The sequence below is a fragment of the Paraburkholderia sp. MM6662-R1 genome, assembly GCF_050436245.1.
Lineage (GTDB): Bacteria > Pseudomonadota > Gammaproteobacteria > Burkholderiales > Burkholderiaceae > Paraburkholderia > Paraburkholderia tuberum.
Genome location: NZ_JBNDLV010000001.1, coordinates 988,557 through 1,009,251, shown reverse-complemented (window position 1 = coordinate 1,009,251; position 20,695 = coordinate 988,557). Strand labels below are relative to the sequence as shown.

Below are 20,695 nucleotides of genomic sequence, written 5' to 3'. Positions count from 1 at the left end.
CTATAAGATTCAGATAACACGACAAGTAGTCTGACGCCGGGGGTAAAGCAGCAGCAAACGTCGGCAGCCTTGATGAGCTGATCCAGCAAGGCGCGCGGCAGATCATCCAGCAAGCGATCGAGGCAGAATTGGCGACATTGCTCGAACAGTACGGGAACGTGAAGACGCTCGACGGCCGGCGCGCCGTGGTGCGCAACGGCTATCTGCCGGCGCGTGAGGTCGTCACGGCGATCGGTCCGGTTCCGGTCAAGGTACCGAAGGTACGCGACCGCTCAGGTTCGGGAGTGAAGTTCAATTCGAACATTGTGCCGCCATACATCCGCAAGTCACCACGTGTGTCGGCGGCGTTGCCGTGGCTCTATCTGCGCGGCGTATCGAGCGGCAACATGAGTGAGGCGCTCAGCGTGCTCCTGGGTGAACAGGCTAAAGGGCTTTCACCGAACGTGGTCAGCCGCCTGAAGGCGCAATGGGCCGAGGAGCACCTGCTATGGAACCGGCGTGACCTGTCAGGCGCGCGCTGGTTCTACTGGTGGGCCGACGGCATTCATACCGGACTGCGCACTGACGATTCTGACGGCCAGTGGCTGCTGGTCATCATCGGCGTGAAGCCGGATGGAACGAAGGAGCGCGTGGCGATCGCCGACGGCTATCGCGAGTCGAAGGACGCATGGCGCGACGTGTTGCTTGTTCTGTGCCGGATCGGGAGACTCTGACGGCGACGGTTCGCATCCTGAAAGCGGCCCGCGAAAAGAACCGGCCCGAGTAGGTGTGAAAAGTGGGGAGATTCTGCATCGGCAAGAATCTCCCCTATTTTTCTGGACTCCAAGCCTTAGCCCACCTTATATCGAAACCACTTCCGATCGCCTTGATTGGCGAGGTGGGGGTTCACGGCATCAAATGCTCGGCCCGAACGGTGAACCCTGCATGAAGCAAGTCGAAATCGACCGCAAACCGGTACGCATCCTTCTTCGCGCCCAACTCGGGTATCACGCCATGCCAGAAGAGTGTCGCCGGCCGATCGACAAGTTCTGGGAGCCAGCACGGCGCCTCGTCTTGCTTCACTGCCAGACGCAGAGGCACCGTTGCCTCTCCGGCCGAGAACTTCTTTCTGCTTTTCACTAGAATCCACTGCTTCCATCTCTCTACAGTCGCGGCGCCGAAAATGATCTGTCGGTAGGGATCAAGCGAGTTTACGTCGTCACAAGCCCCACCAAGGAATCTAAAGGCACTCTTGTAGGTCAGTTCCTGATTGCCAATTGTCAGTGCTCGTTGGTCTCGTTCTTTTGGCGCAATCCGGATCCAGGCGTCAACAACTTCTTCCAGCGTGCCCGGGTATAGCGCTGGAATATGTCGCACCGCCCGGGACAGCTGCAAGAGTTCTTCTTTTGTTGGGGCGCGGGACTTTTGCTTTAGCGCAGGCTGTGGCCCCAGCAGGTTGGGTATTGGCTTCTCCCTGACTTGCACAGGTTTGCGCTTCGGTGCACCGGGAATTATGGAGGACTCTGACGAAGGCGCCTCATCCGGACATCCGCTGACGTGTCTGGGGCGAGCGGCGAAATATGTATTTTTCCACGTTCGGGTGTGAACGTTCGTTAGGCAGATCTCGTGCGGACAGTAGAAAACCCAGTCCTCGGTAGCCCTTACTGCACGTGCGTACTCTACCGTGATCATCTTTTCGAGTTCCCAACACAACGCTTCGGTCATCAACTCGTCGCGCATACTTCCCCCGAATTTCTCACAAAGTCAAAAAAACATTCGCCGCTTCACTACAACTATATAGGGACTGGTTGAGTGACCGAAAGCGGCCGCACTGAGATCGACGACCTCACGTCGTCTGTCGAACCAAGTCCTACCTTCTACACATGCAACTGACTACCCGGTAACGGCCACCATCCGGCTGTACAGAAGCCTCATCGATGCTCCGCGTCAATTTGCAGTGTGCGGTCCACTGCCAGCAGCCTCACTGGATCGGTCTTCTTCCACTGTGATTTCGGCACGAGCACGGACCATTCGGTGTTGGCCGTATCGAGGAAGAACGCCGCCACGCCCACGTAGTTCACTGCGTCGCCGATCGGCTCCGAGATCTTCAATGTCTGCCCCGGTCCCAGCGTCACGTCCCGGCTCCAGAGCGTCGCGGCCTTCAGCGCCTCGTTGCCCGCGAGCAGTTGCGCGTAGGTCGCTGTGACGAAAGGCTTGTCGTCCTTCAACTGGTAGATGCGCAGCACAACCGGAAGTGACGCGCCACGCACATCCTCGTTCAGTGCGCCGCGTGCCGTCACCACGAGGTTCATCTGTTTGACCTTCGTCTCGAACACCGCGCGTGTGACATCCACGGTGCCGTCCTTCACCGACTGCCAGGTCCCGCACGCCGAGACGGCCAGCGCGAGGCCCACGCCGAGCGCACCCCGCAAAATCCAGACACTCATCACAAAGGTGCTCCCTCGAAGTCGATGCGAGGATAGACCGTCTCCTTGCCACCGATGCTCAGTACCAGTTGCATGGAAACATGAAGGCTCGCGTAGCGCCCCAGAAAGTGATTGAGCACTTCGCCGAATAGCGCAGCATCGCCCGGCCCGTCGAACGCGGTCGGATCGAGTTCGACATATGCGCACGCAATACGTTGTACGTATGCCCGCTCCACCTTCTGCTTCTCGGAGAAACGGACGTCCCTGATCGCGTCGATACGACGCGAGACCCCGTCGTCTGGCGTCCAGTCGTAGAGTTCCAGCGTCTCACGCAGCGCCGGTGCGCCCTCCATATGGATCCGGTTCAGTTCGTTCCCGCCACCCGCCGTAAAGTGCCCCAATACGCGCCAGTCGTAGCCCGGGTAATAGCGCGGCGGATAGAGCGGCATGGACGGTGCCGTGAGGTTGCGCACCGATGCAATCCCGGTGAAGTCCGATACGGTTTCAGTGATCGTCGCCTCGGCCAGCGCCATGCGCGGGAGACGCCCGTTATTGGCGAGCGCGCGTACCGTCAGGTAGCGGTCCGGATCAGGACGGTCCTCGTCGTTCTCTGCGTGCCGGTACGTTCCGGCCCATAGCTGCCCCGCCAGCGTGACCCAGAGTTCCCGCCCAAGCGGACCGAAACGCGTCGACGTATGGAAGTAGCGCTCAGGCTTTTCGTGACGCAACGCCCAGCCGCGATGCCGGAAACTCGTAAACGCCCGGTAGTCGTGCCGTGCGCTGTCCTCCGGCTCGGCGGCGATCACCGCGAGTACATCGTACGGCTCGACATGAGAGGCGATGCCAGGCTGTACGCGGATGCAGTGCTCCCTGTCGTGCCAGCCGACAGGTTCCAACGGCAACGCATCGACCTCAAACAGGTTGATGACAGGCGTGCAGAACAGGCGGAAATTCTCGCGGCTGACGGGATAGTCGCCAGGCATCCGGGCATCGAGTTCAATCTCGAAGGTCATCTGCGCTTCACCCGCCGGCAGCGCCGCAGCATCGAACCCGCACAGGTCGACGAAGTGGAACTTTTGCGGGAACACAAAATACTCCAGCATCGTCTGCTCGCGGTCCAGTTGCCCGTCGCGCTTCGCGTCTGTGACTGGCCATAGCCGCGTCGACGGGCCGAAGCCTGCCGGCTCGACATGCACCCCGTCCAGCGGCTGCAAGGCGCCGTCCCGTACGGACGGCAGACGCAGCCCGATTGACGCAACCTGCCGCGTCAGCGCCGCGTATAGCGTAGCCGCAGCGGGCCGGTCGCCATGCAGGTACAGGCGGATACGCGACAGGTCCATGCGCTCGCGCTGCTCCCCGAGCCAGAGACCAAACGTCAGGCGGATCACCGTACGCCCGTCGGCACGTACGGCGACGACGGCATCCTCTACCGAGAGCGGTAACAGCTCGACGGGCTGCGTCGTCCGGTACACGCACTGCACCTTATCGGGACCGACGGGCGTTGAGCGTACGACGGCTCCGGCGGGGATCGGCACCGCAGTTGCGCCCGTTCGGTTCAGCGGCGTGCATTCGATGATCGAAAGCGACGGAATAGCGCGCGCCGCGTGCTCATAGAGGTTATCGAGCAGCGCGTCGGTCACCTCGGGCATCCCGTCGTCGAGCTTCATGCGTAGCCGCGCCGAGAGAAATGCAAAGGCTTCGTTCACCGCGCGCACAGCCCCCTCAGGTTCGCCGTAGAGCATCCCCATGCGACGCGCGGCGTCAGGCTGCGCCTGCGCCAACTCGCGGCCTGCCTCGCGCAGGTAGCGCATCTCTTCGTCGTAGTACCTGAGGAACGGATTCTCCTGCTCAGTCGGGTTTTTCTTCCAGGGTGCGGTCATGGTTGCAATTCCGGTGGCAGGGGAGGAAGCATCGGTGCGGCACCAGCCTTGCCGACAACAAAAATCCTTTCGGGCATCTGGAAGCCGCGCAGCTTCAGCAGTTCGAGCGGACCGGCTCCGACCTGGGTGCGCAGCACGTAGCGCAACGGGTCGCCATTTGCGTCGTTCCACGTGAGCTGGTAGCGGGTACTGTCCAGCTGCTTCACCTCGGCTTTTGCGAGCAGGCGCAGGAATGCCCAGTCGCCCGTCGAATCGAACGCCTGCCTCAGGCCCGCGTTGAGTGTCTGCCACGTCAGACCCGCATGCCCGTTCAGCCCGTCGCCGGGCCAGGCCAGCGGCGTCCAGCTTTCCTGCTGGTTAAAGTAGACGATCTGCTTGCCGTCGACCGACAGTTCCGAGCGCGTGACGTTCGGCGTCGGCAAGGCCATCATCTCGAAGCGCTCGTTGGCATCGCCCTTTATGTAGAGTTGCGCGCCGACCGTCGAGAGCTGGCGCAGGCCTGCAAGGAACTTCGGATCGAACTGGAGTGCCTGTGGTGCCAGTTCGTTCGGTGTCCAGTGATCGCCTTCGAGCTTGAGTACGCCCGCGAGTTGCGTCGAGATGAAACGGGCGACCAGGCCAGTGTCGGGACGCACGAAGCGGCCGAGTTCGGCGAAAGACGCATCAGCCTGCGTGTCGAAAAACGGATAGCGTCCGCTCATCGTCGCGTTGAATGGTGCGGCCACGCTCGCGCGCCACGCCTCGTTCAGGCTGGCCGCCGCCGGTTGCAGGATCGTCTGCCACGCGGCTTCGAGCGGCTGCGCGAACACCGCATTGCCAAAGCCTGCCCATGCGGAGCCGAGACTTGCGGCTGTCAGCGCCGCATCGTCACGCGCCTGAGACAGCTCCGAGAGCTTGCCCTGGAAGACCGCCTGCGCGAGCGAGCGCGCCATCGCCTGTGTGTCGGGACTGCCTGCGATCTGCTGCAGCTTCAGTCGCATCGTGGTGACCGCCGTCAGATAGCGCGACAGGCTGACGCCACTGAGCGCGACGTTCGCCGACGCGCCCGCCTTGCTGTTTGCGCCGTTCGTCGCCGCAACACCGGTCTCACCCATCAGCGCGAGCAGCGGACCGAATGATTTGTCCAGCGGACTGACGGTCGGTCTCTGCACGTCGTCGTCGTTGCCGATCAGACTTTGCGCCTTACGCACCAGCGTGTCGGTCAGCGCCTGCGACGGCCGTCCCGCCTGCGCCTGATACTGCACTGACTTCATCAGCGCGATCAGCGGCGAGGTCTGCGCGTCGGCGAGACGGGTGAGCTGGTCGATCGCGCCGTTCAGATTGGATGCCGGCTGCCACTGGAGGCTGTTGAGCATGGTCTGCCAGGCCGCTGTGTATTCCGCGAAATAGCGCGCGGTGAGGCGCTGCTTCAGTTGCTCCGCCGCGCGCTTTTCGTCGATCGCGGCATCGGTGTGGACCGCACCCTGTGCGAGCGTATTGCCGATGGTCTGCGATGGCTGCGCGCCGGTCAGCACCCAGTCGCCGCTCACGCGTCGCTCGCTTGCGGCCCTGTCGATCGCGTCCGCGATCATGCCGTCCCACGCCGCGCGCGTGTAGATGCCAGGCACCGCCTGCGACGTGCTGAAAAGCCCCTGCGCGTCCGCGCCGTTGAGCAACGTCTGGAGTGATGCGTCAGCGTACTTGCCTTTGACCTCGTCGAGGATGCTTTGGTACACCGTGTCGTCGGCCGATGCGAGGCCCATCTGAGTCACCAGCATGTTGCGGGTCGTGCTCACGAGGCTCGCGTCGGGTGTGATGCGCCATTCGGGGTGGGCCTTCAGGTGGTCGGCGTAAAACGCGGCGAGTCGGCGGCCCGTGTCGTCGCGCTCGCCCTCGGGCATGTCCACCGGGCGTCGCCACAACGCGACAAGCGAGCGGCGCAGAAATGCGGCGTCGGCGCGGGCAGGGTCTCCAAGCATCAGGTACGTTTTGAGCGCGTTGTAGGTGCTGCCGCGAGCCTCCTGTGACTGCAGCGCGTCGGCCCGCGCTTCGCCCGCAGCCTTCAGCAGGTCGGTGATGGTTTGCACGACCGGCGCCTGCAGATTGCGGGTCGTGGCGATACGGTATGGCGGCCACATCGCAGCGAGAAGGGCGTCGTTCGAAGAAACGCCCGCGCGCAGGTACCAGGGCGCGCCATGTTCCCGACGGTACGCAAGCTTTTCCATCAGCTGCTGGAGCGCGAGCTGGGCTCGCCAGGCCTCGGCGGTTTGCGGTTTTGCATCGACAGCGGCCTGCGCTGTCTGACTGGCCTCACGCATCAACTGCCGGTTGCCGATGAAGGACACCGTCATCCATACGCACCACAGGATCGCCGCAGCCGTGACGAGCGTGGCGAGCGCGTTGGGCCAGTAGAAGCCGACGCGCCGGCCCCGGTAGTTGGGCGCCCCCGCCGCGATCTCGCGCCATACCGGCAGCAACGCGGCGGGCTGTGCGCGCATGACGGTTATTGCTGGTGGCATGTCGACAGGCTCGCCGGGCGTCCCATCGCCGTTGGCTACCGGCACCGGTACGACGGTCGGCCCCGGAAAAACCGGCGCGAACATGACGCCCGCAAGCGGCGCGCGCAGCCAGTTCGATGCAGCCAGTCGCCGAAGGCCATCGACGATGCGCTCGCAATGGTCGCCGACGTACTGCGAGATCTCCATCAGCCAGGTCATCCGGAGGTTGTTGCGGGTGCAAAGGTGTACGCCCGCGTCCGCAGACCGCTGCTCGACCTCGTTCAGCAGTTCCGGCGCAAGGGCGGCGGCCTCCTGCGCCTGCCTGCGCCACTCGTTCGGCATGAAGGTGCCGACGGCATCGAAGCGCTCCGACGGGCTACCGTGCGCCTCGACCGGATGCAGGAACGTAACGGGCGCGGCCCAGCCAAGCGCAGTGGCGATGCCCGAAAGTGCACGGGGCAGTTCGGTATCCGTATCGTCCGCGCGTGCGACATGAACGACGCCATCAACCGGGTAGCGGCGGCGCAGTTGCCGGATCTGTGTGAGCCACTTCGCCGCCTCGATCCCGTCCGGCGACACATGCACGAGGATGGTTTCGTCCACGTGCATGACGCCCGCCTGCTTGAGACCGGGCACCACCTGATCGATGCGTTCGTCCGGGCCGTTCACCAGCAGCCAGCGCAGGCGGCGTTGCCAGCGCCAGCCGTGCGAGATGCGTAGCTCCTCATACACGCGCTGCAGCCGCACATCGCGCTTGAGCGGTTTTGCTGCCTTTGCGTGATCGCCGGTTTCAGAGCGGAACAGTCTGGCGGCCCCGCCGTATGCGCCTGTCGATACCGCGAACAGATGGGCGATCACGATGATGACCAGCACGATCGGGATGCCAATCAATAGCCGCGTGCGAGGCGCGCCATCCGCGATGCCAAGGCGGTCACTCCCGAACCAGACCAGCAGGAGTGCGGCGATGGCGAGGACGAGCGCTGCGAGGGGCATGCCCCAGATCGCCGCACGGCTCGGCGCCGGTTTGCTGGCGGCGGCTTCAGGCTCCGTGTACTGCAGGTTATTTTTGTGAGTCGTCATGCGTGGAAGCGTTGGTTTGTTCTGCGGGTATGACGTGGAGGATGGCCGACTGCAGACCGTCGACAACCAGTTGCGGGCCGTCTGCTGCGCCAGCCTCGATGGCCGCAGCAATCGCCAGCAGGCCGTTGGCTGCGCCGGCGTCGCCAACAATACGATCCAGGCGGCACTGCGCGGCATCCTTCGAAGCGGCCTGAAAACCGGCAGCAGCCAGAGCCCGGTCGCAGTGCTCAACCGGGCGCGTAATCCACGCGCGCGTCACTGCTGCTGCACTGGCCTTGCCCCATATGGCGGCATTCGCGAAGCCGTATTCAACCTCACCGTCGATCCCCTGGACGGGCCGGTGCAGCGCCGCTTTCGGGCTGACCTCCGGGGGGAGCCTGAAGTAGCCGGGGCCGAAGAGCACTGCAGCGCATCCTTCGGCACAGCCTTCGTCGATGGCATCGTCGTACCACGCTGCCGCGACGGCGAGAAGCGGACGGCACTCGCGCGCATCGAGCCAGGCATCGGCCACCAGCAGCCCGTCAGATGCCGGGACAATCTGTACCTCAAGCGGCGGCAGCGCCGCCAGCCGCAACGCGTCGCGGACCTGAGCCACGCGCAGGCCCGCAATCTTCGGCCCGGCCAGCACGCGCACCTGCGGCCAGTACGCCTTTTCGTATCGGGTTAGTGCCTGGATACTTCCGGCCAGCGGCTCAAGCACAGCACGGATCATCTGGACAGCGGGAGCGGTCTCCGTCAGCACGCCTGCGTCGCCCTCGCTTTCCTCTTCACCCGCTATGGGCAGCCCGGCCAGCAGCGGATCATGATCCTCGAAGCGGTTGCACAAGACCTTGCCCGATCCATGGCGGGCGCTCTGCATCTTCAGGAGCGATTGCTTGCCAGCGAGAACTTCGGCCAGGGATTTGCGCGCGAGCGGCAGGCAGTAGCCTGCCTCGAGTACGTGCAGCGGGCGCTGCGCGAATCGGATTTTCTCCGCCAGCCAGCGATCACGATGATGGTTGCGCCAGTACGCGCGATACCACAACGCCTCGTAGCCCGCGCGAGCAAACCCGAGCAGGACCAGGAACAACCCGTTCGGCGCCCCCACCACCCAGCTCCAGAACTTGAGGCCGTTTGCAGACTCGCCCTTCGGCCACACAAGCAGCACGATCACGGGGCCGAACACGTTACAGACGAAGCAGGTAACCGCCCATGGCCAGAAGCGCATCCTTGGCGGATACGCGCTGGAGTGTCCGGCAGGAGAAAGATCGACCGGCATTACGCGATATTGACGTTCTGCAGCGACGAGATCAGGCGGCAACCGCACGCGCAGCGGTAATGATGGAAGGCAACCTCCTTGCCGTCGCGGTCGGGGAACTTCGCGTAGCCTTCGTCGATGACAGTCGGACCGTGCTGCGCGCAGATCGCCTCGTCGCCCTTGCGGGCAAGCGGCCTGCCCATGAAGTTCATCCATGGCGAGCCGCCCGTCACTTCCCCGCCGTGTTCGAGTATGTCGCCTTTGCGGATGGGAAATGTCATCGCGTCACCAACACATTCTGTTCCATTTTTCTAGCGCTTTAAGATCAAATAAAAATGCCGCTTGCATTGCGAATGCCGTAATTTTATTAGACAGCATCAGCCACCATTTTTCATGCGAACACTTTGAACAACATCAATCACTCGATTGATAAGTTCGGTGGCTTTTATTTGCGATTCTTCCGTTTTGTCAACCGGAATAGCAATACCGTATTTTCCGCCGGCGAAGACGTATCCGAAGGGGGTGCGTCTTATTACGTCAAAAATTATCAAATCACTTCCCGTTTGATCCGGAAAATGATACGGACGCTTCCATTCGCTGACAACTGTAATTCCATCAGAATTTCGTATGGTTCCATTAATGGTTTCCGACATGGACTTCTCCAACTCGCCTCCAGCATCACCCAAATTATAGACCCTCCTTTTCCAGCGACCTTGATATCCCTCGTAAAATCCGTTGTAATTAAGTACAGCCTTTTCTAAGCATTCGTCATAGTCGGGCTTTCCTTCGCAAAGATAACTCGGAGAAAGATAAGCTCCGCGCACAATCATGATATTCACAAATTCTCCATCCTGATGGGCGTCGGTTGACGACATAGGCATTAACACTTTAGACCTTAGCCCTACTATGCATTGATCGTGTACATCGTGATTCCCATAGGTTTCTGACAAGTTAGAAAAGTGACTCACACTAGAAAAGAGTACCCCATCATTTTTATTGTCAAATACAAATAATCTGCAATCGTTGTATGCCTCATTAATACCAAGATCGGCAAGCATAGGAGAAGCCTCGTCTGCCAGCACATTCGACCATGCTGCCAGAAAAAAGGTCTGAAATACGATTGAAATAAGTGTTTTTGCGATTACCTTGGCCGTCATACATCACCCCGCTATATTATCAATTGTCGACAAATCTTACAGATTTCAAAATATTAACAATTTCGGGCAAGATACTACCCCGCGGGTTTTGTAGGCGCGTAACAGATCGGGAACCGCAAACCGCCGAATGATCGTGGAAAAGGCAATACGAGAAATAACGTTGGCGTGTAGCTTCATCACCATCGTTATCATCCTGCACCATATAAAATCCGCTCGCATTTACCGCCTTCAATGCATAGACTTTAGTCAAACTGTGCAAATTATCGCGATCCTCATCAGACTCGTAATAGACTGACCAACCCTCGTCTGCCGTTTTATCGGGAACTGCGCCAAATCGCATGGAAACTTGATCAACCGTGGAACCATCCAAAATTTGGCACTCAAACGGGACACCAAAATTTTCCATATCAGTTTTGTGTGGTGGAGTGTCTGTCCAATATCCCGCTTTCAGTGGCATCTTGCTTGAGAAATGCCCTTCATAAATATCTTCAATGCCGATATGACACCCGCCCCCCATATCGACATAAACTATTTCTTGACCGGCATGCGCCGAAAATCCCAGCGAGAAATAGATACATATCCCGAAGACAGCCCTCAAAGCAGCACTAGATTTGACCATCAACTTCTCCTCGGCTCGCGCCCTTCTGGAAATCCCAATGTCATTGCACCTTGCGCATCTGGGAAAAACATATCCCCCAAGACGGCTAGCGCTTGAGCGTAGCCTACGCATCTCGCGATATACCCATTGAATGGCCTCTCTGGATGCCCAACTGCCGCCGGGAGATTGACCGCCGCCGATGCATCTCTAAATGAGGCACAATGATAGTAAACTTTGCTAACTGGCGGACTACTCGAATTCTGTTGGTGGTGGACGGGTGGGCGTGTCGCCGCAACCCCTCGCCGTTCGAGGGCAATTTGCTTGTCGGCGTAAACACCCATGCCAGAAAAAATCCAATAGAATCCCGCGCTATCTGATGGCGCGATTACATCTTCATCCGAAGGAGGCATCGAGTTCGCAGAAACTTGCGCTCGCCACGCAATCATTTGCGCCGTTACACCGCTAACGGAATCAGACAGATAATGTGCAGCGTTAGATCGGCTGTTACTCGCGTTACGATAGCTCTCTTTTAGTCTAACTCGCGTCGCATCGGATATTTGGCTCTTTCGCCCCCTAAAGTCCCAATAGTGCATGTAGTTTTCCGGGCCAGTAAGTTGAAGAAAGCCCCGACCATCCCAAGGGTGATACCACTCACCGGCATTATTTTCATAGAGGGAACCAAACCATCCCGTTTCCTCCGCTGAGTTCCCAAAAAAAGTTGACGCTCGGGACGGTGTGCTCAAATTATATTTTCTTAATGCATAGTTAAGCGGTATAAGGCTGTTCTCTGCAAAATACCTCCGGCTCTGCGTATGGCTCACTGTCTCATAGTAAACAGCGTGATGTGTCCTCTCCCGAAGTACTTCTTTTGGAAGGAGTTGTCTAAACTCGTCTGCCGAGAGCCACCCACACTTCCTGAAATGCCGGATAAGCGCCAACGGATGAAAAAACCAGAGTTTCTGCCCGACGAGCGGCGTCTTGTCCAGAAACTGGAACTTGCTCAGGAAATCGGTGAACTTGGCGTACCCATCGGGGTTGGTATCCTTCTGCTTGCCAAAGAAGCCGTACGGATCGTTCAGGTCCTTGTAGCGTTCGTCGTTGTTGGACGGATCCCACTCGCTGCGCGCCTTGAACACCATCCCACGGAGCTTTTCATCCACGCCGTCCGTGTTCTGCACGTAGCCGGCAAGCTGAAGGTTGACCTCATTGTTGTTGTTTGGGTCGGCTTCGAGCGGTTGCGCCGACGGCAGTGAATCCTGAATGCCGGTCAGCCCGCAAAGCGTGGCGTAATCACATCGCCCCGCATCGTTGAACGGCGTGTTGTCGCCATCGACCTTTTGCCACCCCGTAAAGAACGGGAAATCCGCGTCAGACAACTTCTTGATCGCGTCCGGCGCGATGTTGACATAGCCCAGCGTGCCGTTCCCGTCGAACGGCACTGCGATCCAGGTGGCACAAGCCGTCCCCGTCAGCGTCGGATGGTCCGAGAGAATGCGTCCAAACCGAAGCATTTCGTAGCCATCGCTCGGGCACGTCGGATAGAGCGCCATTGCACGCTCATACAGATCATATTCATAGCGCTTTGGATTGTGGTGGCTGTCGGTGCCGCTGTCATAGGGGTCTGCGACCGGGTCCGGCGTGAGCAGCGTCACGTTGCCACTATCGCCGTTATCGATCCACGCCCGCGTAAAGCGCTGCCCCTTGTTGAACCACGCCTCGACATAGAGCGTGTCGCCTGCGCCAAGCGAGCCGCCCTGCACCTTGGGAAACCACTTCTCATCCATGCCCGCCGGCTGGGGATAGAACTCCTGCGGGCCGGAAATGATGAAATAGCTGTGCCCCCAATAGTCGCCCGTGGTCGGCTGGGTTGGCTTTTTCACGCCGATCTGTACCTTGTCGAACCAGGTCGTGAAATCGCCGTCCGCCATGAAGACTTCGAAGTGCAGATGTGCCACGCCCTGATGCTGGCCGACATAGCCAAGCATGTCCTTGCGATACACCTTCTTCGTGCCGCCCGCCTGGACCACCCCATCCTTGCCCCCTGCCGTATCGAGTAGCCATCGGGGCAGCGCATTCGCCGAGCCGGTCTCTGGCGGATCGTTAGGCTGGGGGACGATGTGCTCCTGGTTGATCATGTCCAGCAGGTGCATGTAGAGCGAGTAATACGTGATCGTGCGTCCGTCGCCCGTGTCGGTCTTGTGCCGGAGCAGGACGAAACCGGCATTCGAATTCAGCTCCGGTTGCCCGGTCGTCGAATTGGTGGTGCCGTCCGAAATGCCGTTCTTGCAGACCCGGTACGCGACCACTTCCCCATCGGCGATCGCGCGGACAGGTTCCGTCTGCTCACCCGGGTTCAGATGGATGCCGCAATGAGAACGCCGGTCGAAGGTGACCGGCCAGACCCCGTGATGGCCGATCTCGAACGGGTCGACGAGGTCCATCATGGGGTCCGGTTTCGACGCGTCGCTGGCCGTCAGGCCCGACGCGGGAAGGAAGGGAGGGCTGATGATCATGGCTTCAGTGGGATGACGAATACGGGTCGGAAATCTTCAGGCTGCTTTTCGGCAGGGACGGTAACTGGGTCGGCACGTTGTCGGGGCCGACAAACGTAAACGAGGCGGCCTTGATGGTGTATGCGCCGGGGCAGTGGAACGTGATGTCGCCGCCCTCCATGACAACCGAGGCCCCGCCGCAGTTGAGCGTGATCTTCGACCTCGCCGACACCTGCACATCCGCACTTTCGCTGGCGACGCGCAACTGCTTCTGCGCGAACAGGTCCATCCCGTCGGTAAGCGCCGAGGCCGTGAACTTGCCCTTTGCTGCAGTCAGGTTGATGCCGAGCCTGTGCGCGCACAGCGAGATCATGCCGCCCACCGCCATGCGCAGGCGCTGGACGACGCTCACGTCCATGTCCTGCCCCGCCGTCACGATCGCGTTCTGCCCCGCCGAGTGCTGCATCGATTTGGGCGTCACGAACGCCATGCCACCGGGGGCGCTCGCGAGCAGCCCCGCGTCGCGCAACTGGTTCAGCCCGTCGAGCAGCGCCGCCTGCGTGGCCCTGTCGGCAGGGTCGGCCCCAGCCTGCGCCGTCGCCGCCGCAAGGTCCGTCACGCGCTGCAATGCCGCCTTGAGCTGCGCGACGGCGGTGGGCATGTCGAGGTGCGGCGTATCGGCTGCGGCCGCCGCATCCGCCGAGAGGAACAGTCCCTTCGCCGCACGCATCGTGCCCCAGCCCTGGGTCGTCATTTCGGACCCTTCACCCCGCAGGAGCTTTTTGCTGTTGAGCAGATAACCGAGATTGACGGCCGACTGGCTGTACACCGTCGCGATCCGCGCGCTTTCCTTGCCCTGCAGATCGTTAAAAATGACCTCGGCCCCCAGCAGCGGCGAGCGCCAGATGGCATAGCTAAACAGCGACTGGTCTCCGCGCACCACGTCCGGGTGGGCGTAGTCGTGCATGGCCCCCGCTATGTAGATGCGGTCCACGTCGCGATTTTCGGCGTCGAGCAGGACCTCGGTCCCCGGCAGCAGGGGCGAGTGGAAGCCGCCCTGGTAGGACGATGACGGACGCAGCAGGCGCAGCTTCAGCAGCTTGTTGTCGGTGTTGCCCGAGTCCTGCAGGAACTTCGGCAGCACGCTATAACGCCCGTGGTCGTCCATGTCGCCGTAGGGGGCGGAGTCGCTCGTCGTGACCACGCCCACGGCGGGACCAGGCAGAAAACGCCAGTCCCGCTCAAAGTCAAACCTCGGCCGGTAGGTCAGGTTCGCCGGCATCGCCTTGAAGCGCGTATAGGCCGGCTTGGTGCGGCTGCCCTTCATCTTGAACGAAGTGATCACGAAGCCGTATTCGGCGCTCGGCATCTTCGCATTGGTGAGCTTCATTACCACGCCCGCCGCGATGCCCTTGGCGTCGGTCCTGCCCGCCAGCGTCGCCTGACGCGCGATCTGCTCATCGCGCCGCGTCTGCGCGAATGCTTCGCCCTGCGCTGGCGTCAGATGGCCTTCGACGCTGCGACTGATCTGCCCGAACGACGAGCGGTCATCCGTTTCGATGGAGACATTCGCCGTGGCGCGAAGGGGATCGTCCGGCGTGCAGTAGTTGCGCTCCCACAGTTCGATGGTGGCCGGCACCAGCGCGCGCTGCTCATGCACGGCCTGGGCCGCTTCGTGCCAGCTCGCGTGCAGGCCCGAGGCATCCAGCAGCGGCACGTCGACCGAGCGGATATAGGCGCGCGGATTGTTGGCGAACACGATGGTGTCGAGCTTGCCATCCTTGCCGCGTCCCTGCTTGTAAAACCAGAAAACGCCGAGGCGGCGGCAATGGCGGGCGATGAAATTCCAGAGCGACTCCTCCAGCATCACCACCTGCTCCATCTTCTCCTGCAGCCCTTCGATCTGGAATTCGACATCGAAGGCATCGAAATTCTTGCGGTCGACCAGCGCCTGGGTGATCAGCTCCTGCAACGTCACATCTTTAAATGTGTCGCTTTTGATGATGCGTTTGCAGAGGGCCACAAAGCGCGGCTCGATGCGCATCTGGTAAGCCGACTCGTCGCGGCTCGTGCGGATGCGCTTCCAGCTCGTCACCACGCCGTTGAAGGTGGCGGCGTCGTGACTGACGGGCTGCACGTAGCTCACCGAGGGCACCGCCGCCTGCTCGTCGATCTGCAGGCCCGCGCGACGGCCCACATACTGCTTGCCGTCGATCTCCAGCCGTGGCGACGTAACCGTGACGTCGACGCGGTAGTCCTTGCAGAAGCCGCCGCTGGCCTTGAAATCGAGCACGTCGAGGTCATGGGGCTGGGAGCCGATCCAGATCCTGAGGTGCTGGGTCAGGCGCGCGCTCGGGTGGCTGAGCGCGGCGGTAAAATTCTTCGTGACAGCATTCATCCACACATCCCTGTATGGTTAAAGAAACGAGGCACAACTGTTGCATCAGCAACCTTCAACCGAAAAAATCTAGGGCGGTACCCGCTGCCCGTCAATCACTCCACTCACCCTGTGCGAAATTGCCAACGATTTTGTGAATGATCGTTAAATCGGAATCCTTTGCTTTTTCGAGATGGAAATGCGTGATAAACGGGTGCAGCAACACCTAATGGCGAACGACGCATGCGAGTCGATCGCGCGCGGGAAACGGTCAGCCTTGCTGCTCGTGATAGCGCAGTGTGGTAGAGAGAAGCGTGGCGTCGCCGCGAGCGCGCGCCTCCAGAAGTTCGGCGATGCGCTCAATCATGGCCAGCATCTCCTCGCGCGTTTCGTTCGGGTCGGGTCGGGTCGGGTCGGGAGGCACATGATTTATCTGATGGACGCGCGTGACAACATATGCAGACACAATATGCAAAACGAATAAACGTCTGCTTCTCGCCGTGCAATTGAAAAAGGCGGCATCAAGCCGCCTTCATTGGATTGCGGTCCGGAATACCCTTGGCGTCGAGCGCCAGAACCGTGAACAGTTCATGATCGCAATTGTTCATGCGCCTGTAGTCCTCGCCGATATGGATCATGACCTCAAGCAGATTCCGCCGGTCGTGTCTTTCCTCAGGCGTTACAGAAGGATTCCGGAACAATGAAGTCGCAAGCGTAATCAGGTGTTGAAGTTGCTGTCCCTGCCTTTCACAAAGATGGAAGGCAGCCAGCGCGAGACGTTCATACTGAAGCGCATCTACGGGGGGGGCGGGCGGGAAGAAGGCTGTTGCCTGGTAGCTTTGGTCATACGCGGTCCGGGTTATGGTTAAGGATGGCCCGGTCACACCTATGAGCGTGGGTGAGCGGGCACATGACAGGGCTGGAAAACCGGTGCAACACCAAACCGGCAGGCCCGAGTCTGCATGTGCTCTTCAGCGGGGCTGCAACGCGATGTCGCGTGGGTACTCGAGCCGATTGCGTCGTCGGCGTAGGGCGGCACGATGCGCCAATCGCCGTCGGTTAGCTCGCGCGATCGGCTGAATGTCCCAGCACCGGTTCACGGTCGTCACTGCGCTCAGCAGCCGAGAGATCCCTCAGAAAACTCGAACTCCACCAGTGCACATCGAACTGGCGGATCCGCCCCATCAATGCTGCGTGACGACTGATCCGTTCTTCGATTGACATCGTCAGCGCACGCTGAATGACCTGCGCTGTCCCGTGCGTATCGTACGGATTCACAAGAAGAGCTTCTTTCAATTGTTCCGCTGCGCCGGCAAATCGGGAGAGAACCAGCACGCCGGGATCGCCTGGGTCCTGCGCGGCGATAAACTCCTTGGCGACCAGGTTCATCCCATCGCGCAGTGGCGTGACAAGCGCGACGCGGCTTGCGCGATATAGTCCCGGTAGCCGCTTACGGGCGACGTTGCGATGAATATAACGAACCGGCATCCAGTCAAGTTCGCCGAAGTCACCGTTTATCGCGCCGCAGAGGCTGTCCATCTCGCGGCGCAGATCGTCATAGGCACCCACGTCTTCCCGGCTCGGGGACGCGATCTGGATGAGTGTTGCACTGTTGCGGTTCTCGGGGTAGTTCGCGAGAAGCTCACGAAACGCGTGCACGCGCTGCGGTAGACCCTTTGAGTAATCCAGCCTGTCGACGCCGAGAAGCAGGCGGCGTCGGGAGTACTCCTGTCGCATACGATCGAACATTTCGACACCCTCCCGGTCCTGCGCGAGAGCGGCGAACTCATCGACGTCGATTCCTATCGGATACGCCCCGACCCGCAACGTGCGATTGAAGGCCCGAAGCTGTGCGCCGGGTAGCGCGTCAGCACCGGCTTCGGACTCTACGTAGTGCGTAAAATGCGTTACATCCGCTTCGCTCTGGAAGCCGGCCAGATCGTAGGCGAATAGTGAACGCATGAGCCATTCGTGCTCTGGAATGGCCGCCATGATGAGAGGCGGTGGCATCGGGACATGCAGAAAGAATCCGATCCGGTTGCCGCACCCCATCGCTCTGAGTTCGGCAGCAAGGGGGATCAGGTGATAGTCATGGACCCAGATGATGTCGTCGGGCCTGAGCAACGGTAGCAGCTCTCGCGCGAACAGCTGGTTGACCCGCCGGTACCCTGCTGCGAATCGTACATCAAAATTCGCAAGGTCCAGCCGGTAGTGGAATACCGGCCATAAGACATCGTTCGCGTATCCCAGATAGTAGCTATCGTAATCCTGCTGGTTCAGGTCAAGCGTCGCCAGTTGTATGTTCCCGATTGTTTGCAGTTTGACGCTGGTCTCGCTGTTAGATTCGGGTGCCGCGTCGCGAATCTTGCCGCTCCAGCCAAACCACATCCCACCTGTCTGTTGCAGACTCTCTTTTACCGCTACAGCGAGACCTCCCGCTGCGGCCTTCCGGAGGTCAGCAGTGCGATTCGAAACAACAACAAGACGGCTCACTCAATCCCCCGGTTGGATACCGCAGCGCAAGGCAAGGGCGTGAGCGTGTTATCAGCAGGTCCGATTTGCCCAGCGCTACCGCTTGTCGCGAGGACAAAACCGCCTTTACCAAGCGTCCGTTCTTTACTACAGTGTGTAAGCAATCGTAACACAGTAGTGTCAGCGCTATTCAAAGCCGCGAAGTTCACTTCACGCTTGGCAAACGGCGAATTACTCGAATCAACCTTCGCAATATCGCCCTGATTGCAGAGCGGGACATCGAGAGAAATTTTGCACTGTATCAATTGTCGTTGCAAACGCTCATCGAGCGGCTGCGGCAACCTCGCATCATGACCTTGCCGCTGGCGGTACGGCGGCAGGTTCTTTTCGATCGCATGGCAACCGCGGGATCGCTTGGAACCGTCCTGGTCGTCGATCGCTCGGGTCGCGTTTTGCTCGACTCGGATGATGCGACGCCTGAACAGGTAAGTGTGGCGAGTCAAAAATACTTCATCGTTCAACGAGACGATCCGCACGCGGGCTTTTATATCAGTGATCCCTATTCTTCCCCATTGCGTTTGGGCACGCCCAGCATAGCCCTGAGCAAGCGGATATCCGAGTCAGACAAATCGTTCGGTGGAATCGTCGTCCTGGTCGTTAGTCTCGACTACTTTCGCGCCTTGCTGCTTCGCTAATCGGGAAGGATGGCGTCACGATCATGCGTCAACCTCTCGGTAATGGGATCCTTGGGAAGGACATCAGCCAGTCCCATACATTTCGGCGATTCATCTCGGCAGAGCGTCGTTCGCCAAGTCACGTAGCCCGCGCGAGTGATCGCTGGATATTTCGGTCTTCATGGAGAGTTACTCCCTTCGCGTTCAGTTTTGCGCTCGCCGACGAAGCCAGCATGACAGCCACTCCGGCGATCTCATCGACGTCGCCGAAGGCCCAGAAGCGCGCCTGGCGCGCCCCGGACTGCGGAGTACTCCATGCGCCCTCAGCTTTTCAGCATCCGTATTACCCAGCTTCTCGACATATGTTTTGGGGCTAGCCGATAGTCACTGCCGAAAAGACCCGTTAATTCTAGGCTCATGCGTGAAAGACACAACCGAATCTCCCTCATCGCGCGCTGACCATGTTTATTTCAGCGTGCGCGAACAGCGCGTTCGCGGTGGCCGCGAGATGGTGGCACTCGACGAAGCCTTTCACGAGGCGTTGGTCGTCGCCGCCGGCAACGCCGAGTTGAGCGCCGAATGCGTGGCTTCCGAGCCCCAGAGAAATTGATTAGGCATCGGATCGAAGCAACGCATTCAGATCCCGTCGACGTCGACCGAGCTTTCGTCGTGCGCGAGCAACTGGCTGTCCGGCAGGCGCAAGGGCACGAGGCTGTCAGCGAGTTCAGGCTGATCTGCGTGTTGACCGCCAGCTCGAGTTCGCCATCATGCCTCACACGCGCGCGAATGGACGAACGGGACGAACGGCCCAGCTGAGCCGCTTACGAGTCAATTGCCCGATCTTCGCGTGCAACACCTTCACATCGACCGGGGGCTTGGCCGATGTCTGGCCCGTCTCGAACACTTCGGCAACACGCTCTTGCAGTTGCTTCTTCCAGTCCGTGATCCGGTTCGGATGCACATCAAACTGCTGGGCCAGCTCGGCCAGCGTCTTGTCGCCCTTGAGCGCCGCGAGTGCCACCTTTGCCTTGAACGCCGGTGAGTGTGTCCGTCGGTTGCGTTTCGTCATCTTCTGGTTCCTTGTTGCCGGCCATGATGACCGACTCACGTCCCGGCTTTTCCACTTACCGACCTGTCCGAATTCTCTCGGCGCCACTTCTGGCGCCGCCATGCGATCAGCAGCAGTAGCTGTGAAGTTCGAAAAGAACTCCATATCCTCGTCCCAACAGGGGCGGATAGGTGTCGTAGTGCTACATGAGCAATCAATCATCGTCATGCACCCGCCAGTGCCAAAGTGACATCTTTTGACACACCTTTCCAACAGATTTGAGGTCGCGATCTCTGTACATTCTCTTCTCTCGGCGCGCGATCCACTTCGTGCGCCCTCTGTGTAAAGGAGGATGCTCATGAAAATTCGAACGTTTGCCATGCTGGTGGGTGGGGCTTTGCTCACATCCATGACTGCTTCCGCATTCGCCGGCGTGGTCGTCGGTGTCGCCGTGCCGGCCCCCGTCGCTGTCGTTCCGGCGACACCTGTCTATGCGCCGCCGACCGTGGTCGTGCAAAACGGTTACGCAGCAGCCGCCGTGCCGGCGGCAGTCGCACCGGTTGTGACGGTTGCGCCAGCGCCCCCACCTCCCATGGCGGTCGTCGTCATGCCGCGTCGCGTCTGGATGCCTGGTCACTGGGTAGGTGGGGTTTGGGTGGCCGGTCACTGGTCGTGAAATCCCTGCGCCGAACCCGTCTCGTGCAATACATCACCCCGGTCCATCAAAGCAGCAAAGCCATGTTGCACATCGCTTCGGCGCCAACGCTGCTCGCCGCGGTCTAATGGTTGCCGACTTTG

Annotated in this window: 15 protein-coding genes and 2 pseudogenes; 3 read left to right on the top strand and 14 right to left on the bottom strand. The window is 60.3% G+C overall.

Annotated features, from left to right (window positions below; translation table 11 throughout):
• Positions 1-65 precede the first annotated feature (65 nt).
• A pseudogene (locus OKW39_RS04810) lies at positions 66-683 on the top strand (transposase); the annotation flags it as partial.
• A gap of 202 nt (positions 684-885) precedes the next feature.
• On the opposite strand, the gene OKW39_RS04805 reads toward OKW39_RS04810, so the two are convergent.
• The 13 genes from OKW39_RS04805 to OKW39_RS04745 form a co-directional block, all read right to left on the bottom strand.
• The gene (locus tag OKW39_RS04805; RefSeq protein WP_429562189.1) at positions 886-1,719 is read right to left on the bottom strand and encodes a hypothetical protein; all 834 of its coding nucleotides are present in this window, start codon (positions 1,717-1,719) and stop codon (positions 886-888) included.
• A gap of 191 nt (positions 1,720-1,910) precedes the next feature.
• Positions 1,911-2,426, bottom strand: a complete 516-nt coding sequence (gene tssJ / locus OKW39_RS04800) for a type VI secretion system lipoprotein TssJ (RefSeq protein WP_429562188.1) — start codon at positions 2,424-2,426, stop codon at positions 1,911-1,913.
• On the bottom strand, positions 2,426-4,285 hold the full coding sequence (tssF, locus tag OKW39_RS04795) for a type VI secretion system baseplate subunit TssF (protein WP_429562187.1): 1,860 nt from the start codon (positions 4,283-4,285) through the stop codon (positions 2,426-2,428). Before tssF ends, tssJ begins: the two co-directional genes overlap by 1 nt.
• Complete coding sequence (locus OKW39_RS04790) at positions 4,282-7,842, bottom strand: ImcF-related family protein (protein ID WP_429562186.1); 3,561 nt, start codon at positions 7,840-7,842, stop codon at positions 4,282-4,284. Before OKW39_RS04790 ends, tssF begins: the two co-directional genes overlap by 4 nt.
• On the bottom strand, positions 7,823-9,100 hold the full coding sequence (locus OKW39_RS04785) for a hypothetical protein (RefSeq protein ID WP_429562185.1): 1,278 nt from the start codon (positions 9,098-9,100) through the stop codon (positions 7,823-7,825). The genes OKW39_RS04790 and OKW39_RS04785 overlap by 20 nt, the downstream gene beginning before the upstream one ends.
• On the bottom strand, positions 9,100-9,360 hold the full coding sequence (locus OKW39_RS04780) for a PAAR domain-containing protein (protein WP_429562184.1): 261 nt from the start codon (positions 9,358-9,360) through the stop codon (positions 9,100-9,102). The genes OKW39_RS04785 and OKW39_RS04780 overlap by 1 nt, the downstream gene beginning before the upstream one ends.
• 96 nt (positions 9,361-9,456) lie before the next feature.
• Positions 9,457-10,236 (bottom strand): hypothetical protein, encoded by a 780-nt coding sequence (locus tag OKW39_RS04775; RefSeq protein ID WP_429334227.1) that lies wholly within the window; start codon positions 10,234-10,236, stop codon positions 9,457-9,459.
• A 19-nt stretch (positions 10,237-10,255) separates the two neighbouring features.
• Positions 10,256-10,855 carry a hypothetical protein gene (locus OKW39_RS04770; RefSeq protein ID WP_184060555.1) on the bottom strand — a complete coding sequence of 200 codons (600 nt, stop codon included), beginning with the start codon at positions 10,853-10,855 and terminating at the stop codon, positions 10,256-10,258.
• Positions 10,855-13,347: a M23 family metallopeptidase gene (locus OKW39_RS04765; RefSeq protein ID WP_429562183.1), complete on the bottom strand. Its 2,493-nt coding sequence runs from the start codon at positions 13,345-13,347 to the stop codon at positions 10,855-10,857. The genes OKW39_RS04770 and OKW39_RS04765 overlap by 1 nt, the downstream gene beginning before the upstream one ends.
• 4 nt (positions 13,348-13,351) lie before the next feature.
• Positions 13,352-15,724 carry a DUF2345 domain-containing protein gene (locus OKW39_RS04760; RefSeq protein ID WP_429562182.1) on the bottom strand — a complete coding sequence of 791 codons (2,373 nt, stop codon included), beginning with the start codon at positions 15,722-15,724 and terminating at the stop codon, positions 13,352-13,354.
• A 500-nt stretch (positions 15,725-16,224) separates the two neighbouring features.
• Positions 16,225-16,587, bottom strand: coding sequence for a hypothetical protein (locus OKW39_RS04755; protein ID WP_429562181.1), 363 nt, complete (start codon positions 16,585-16,587; stop codon positions 16,225-16,227).
• A gap of 175 nt (positions 16,588-16,762) precedes the next feature.
• Positions 16,763-18,196 (bottom strand): alpha,alpha-trehalose-phosphate synthase (UDP-forming), encoded by a 1,434-nt coding sequence (gene otsA / locus OKW39_RS04750; RefSeq protein ID WP_429562180.1) that lies wholly within the window; start codon positions 18,194-18,196, stop codon positions 16,763-16,765.
• Complete coding sequence (locus OKW39_RS04745) at positions 18,193-18,696, bottom strand: hypothetical protein (protein ID WP_429562179.1); 504 nt, start codon at positions 18,694-18,696, stop codon at positions 18,193-18,195. The genes otsA and OKW39_RS04745 overlap by 4 nt, the downstream gene beginning before the upstream one ends.
• A 574-nt stretch (positions 18,697-19,270) precedes the next feature.
• Between OKW39_RS04745 and OKW39_RS04740 the strand changes: the two genes are divergently transcribed.
• On the top strand, positions 19,271-19,459 hold the full coding sequence (locus OKW39_RS04740) for a hypothetical protein (RefSeq protein WP_429336217.1): 189 nt from the start codon (positions 19,271-19,273) through the stop codon (positions 19,457-19,459).
• A 216-nt stretch (positions 19,460-19,675) separates the two neighbouring features.
• Here the strand turns inward: OKW39_RS04740 and OKW39_RS04735 are convergent.
• Positions 19,676-19,918 (bottom strand): annotated as a pseudogene (locus OKW39_RS04735) (transposase); the annotation flags it as partial.
• Between the two features lie 337 nt (positions 19,919-20,255).
• On the opposite strand from OKW39_RS04735, the gene OKW39_RS04730 reads away from it, so the two are divergent.
• Positions 20,256-20,573 (top strand): hypothetical protein, encoded by a 318-nt coding sequence (locus OKW39_RS04730; RefSeq protein ID WP_429336218.1) that lies wholly within the window; start codon positions 20,256-20,258, stop codon positions 20,571-20,573.
• Positions 20,574-20,695: the final 122 nt, after the last annotated feature.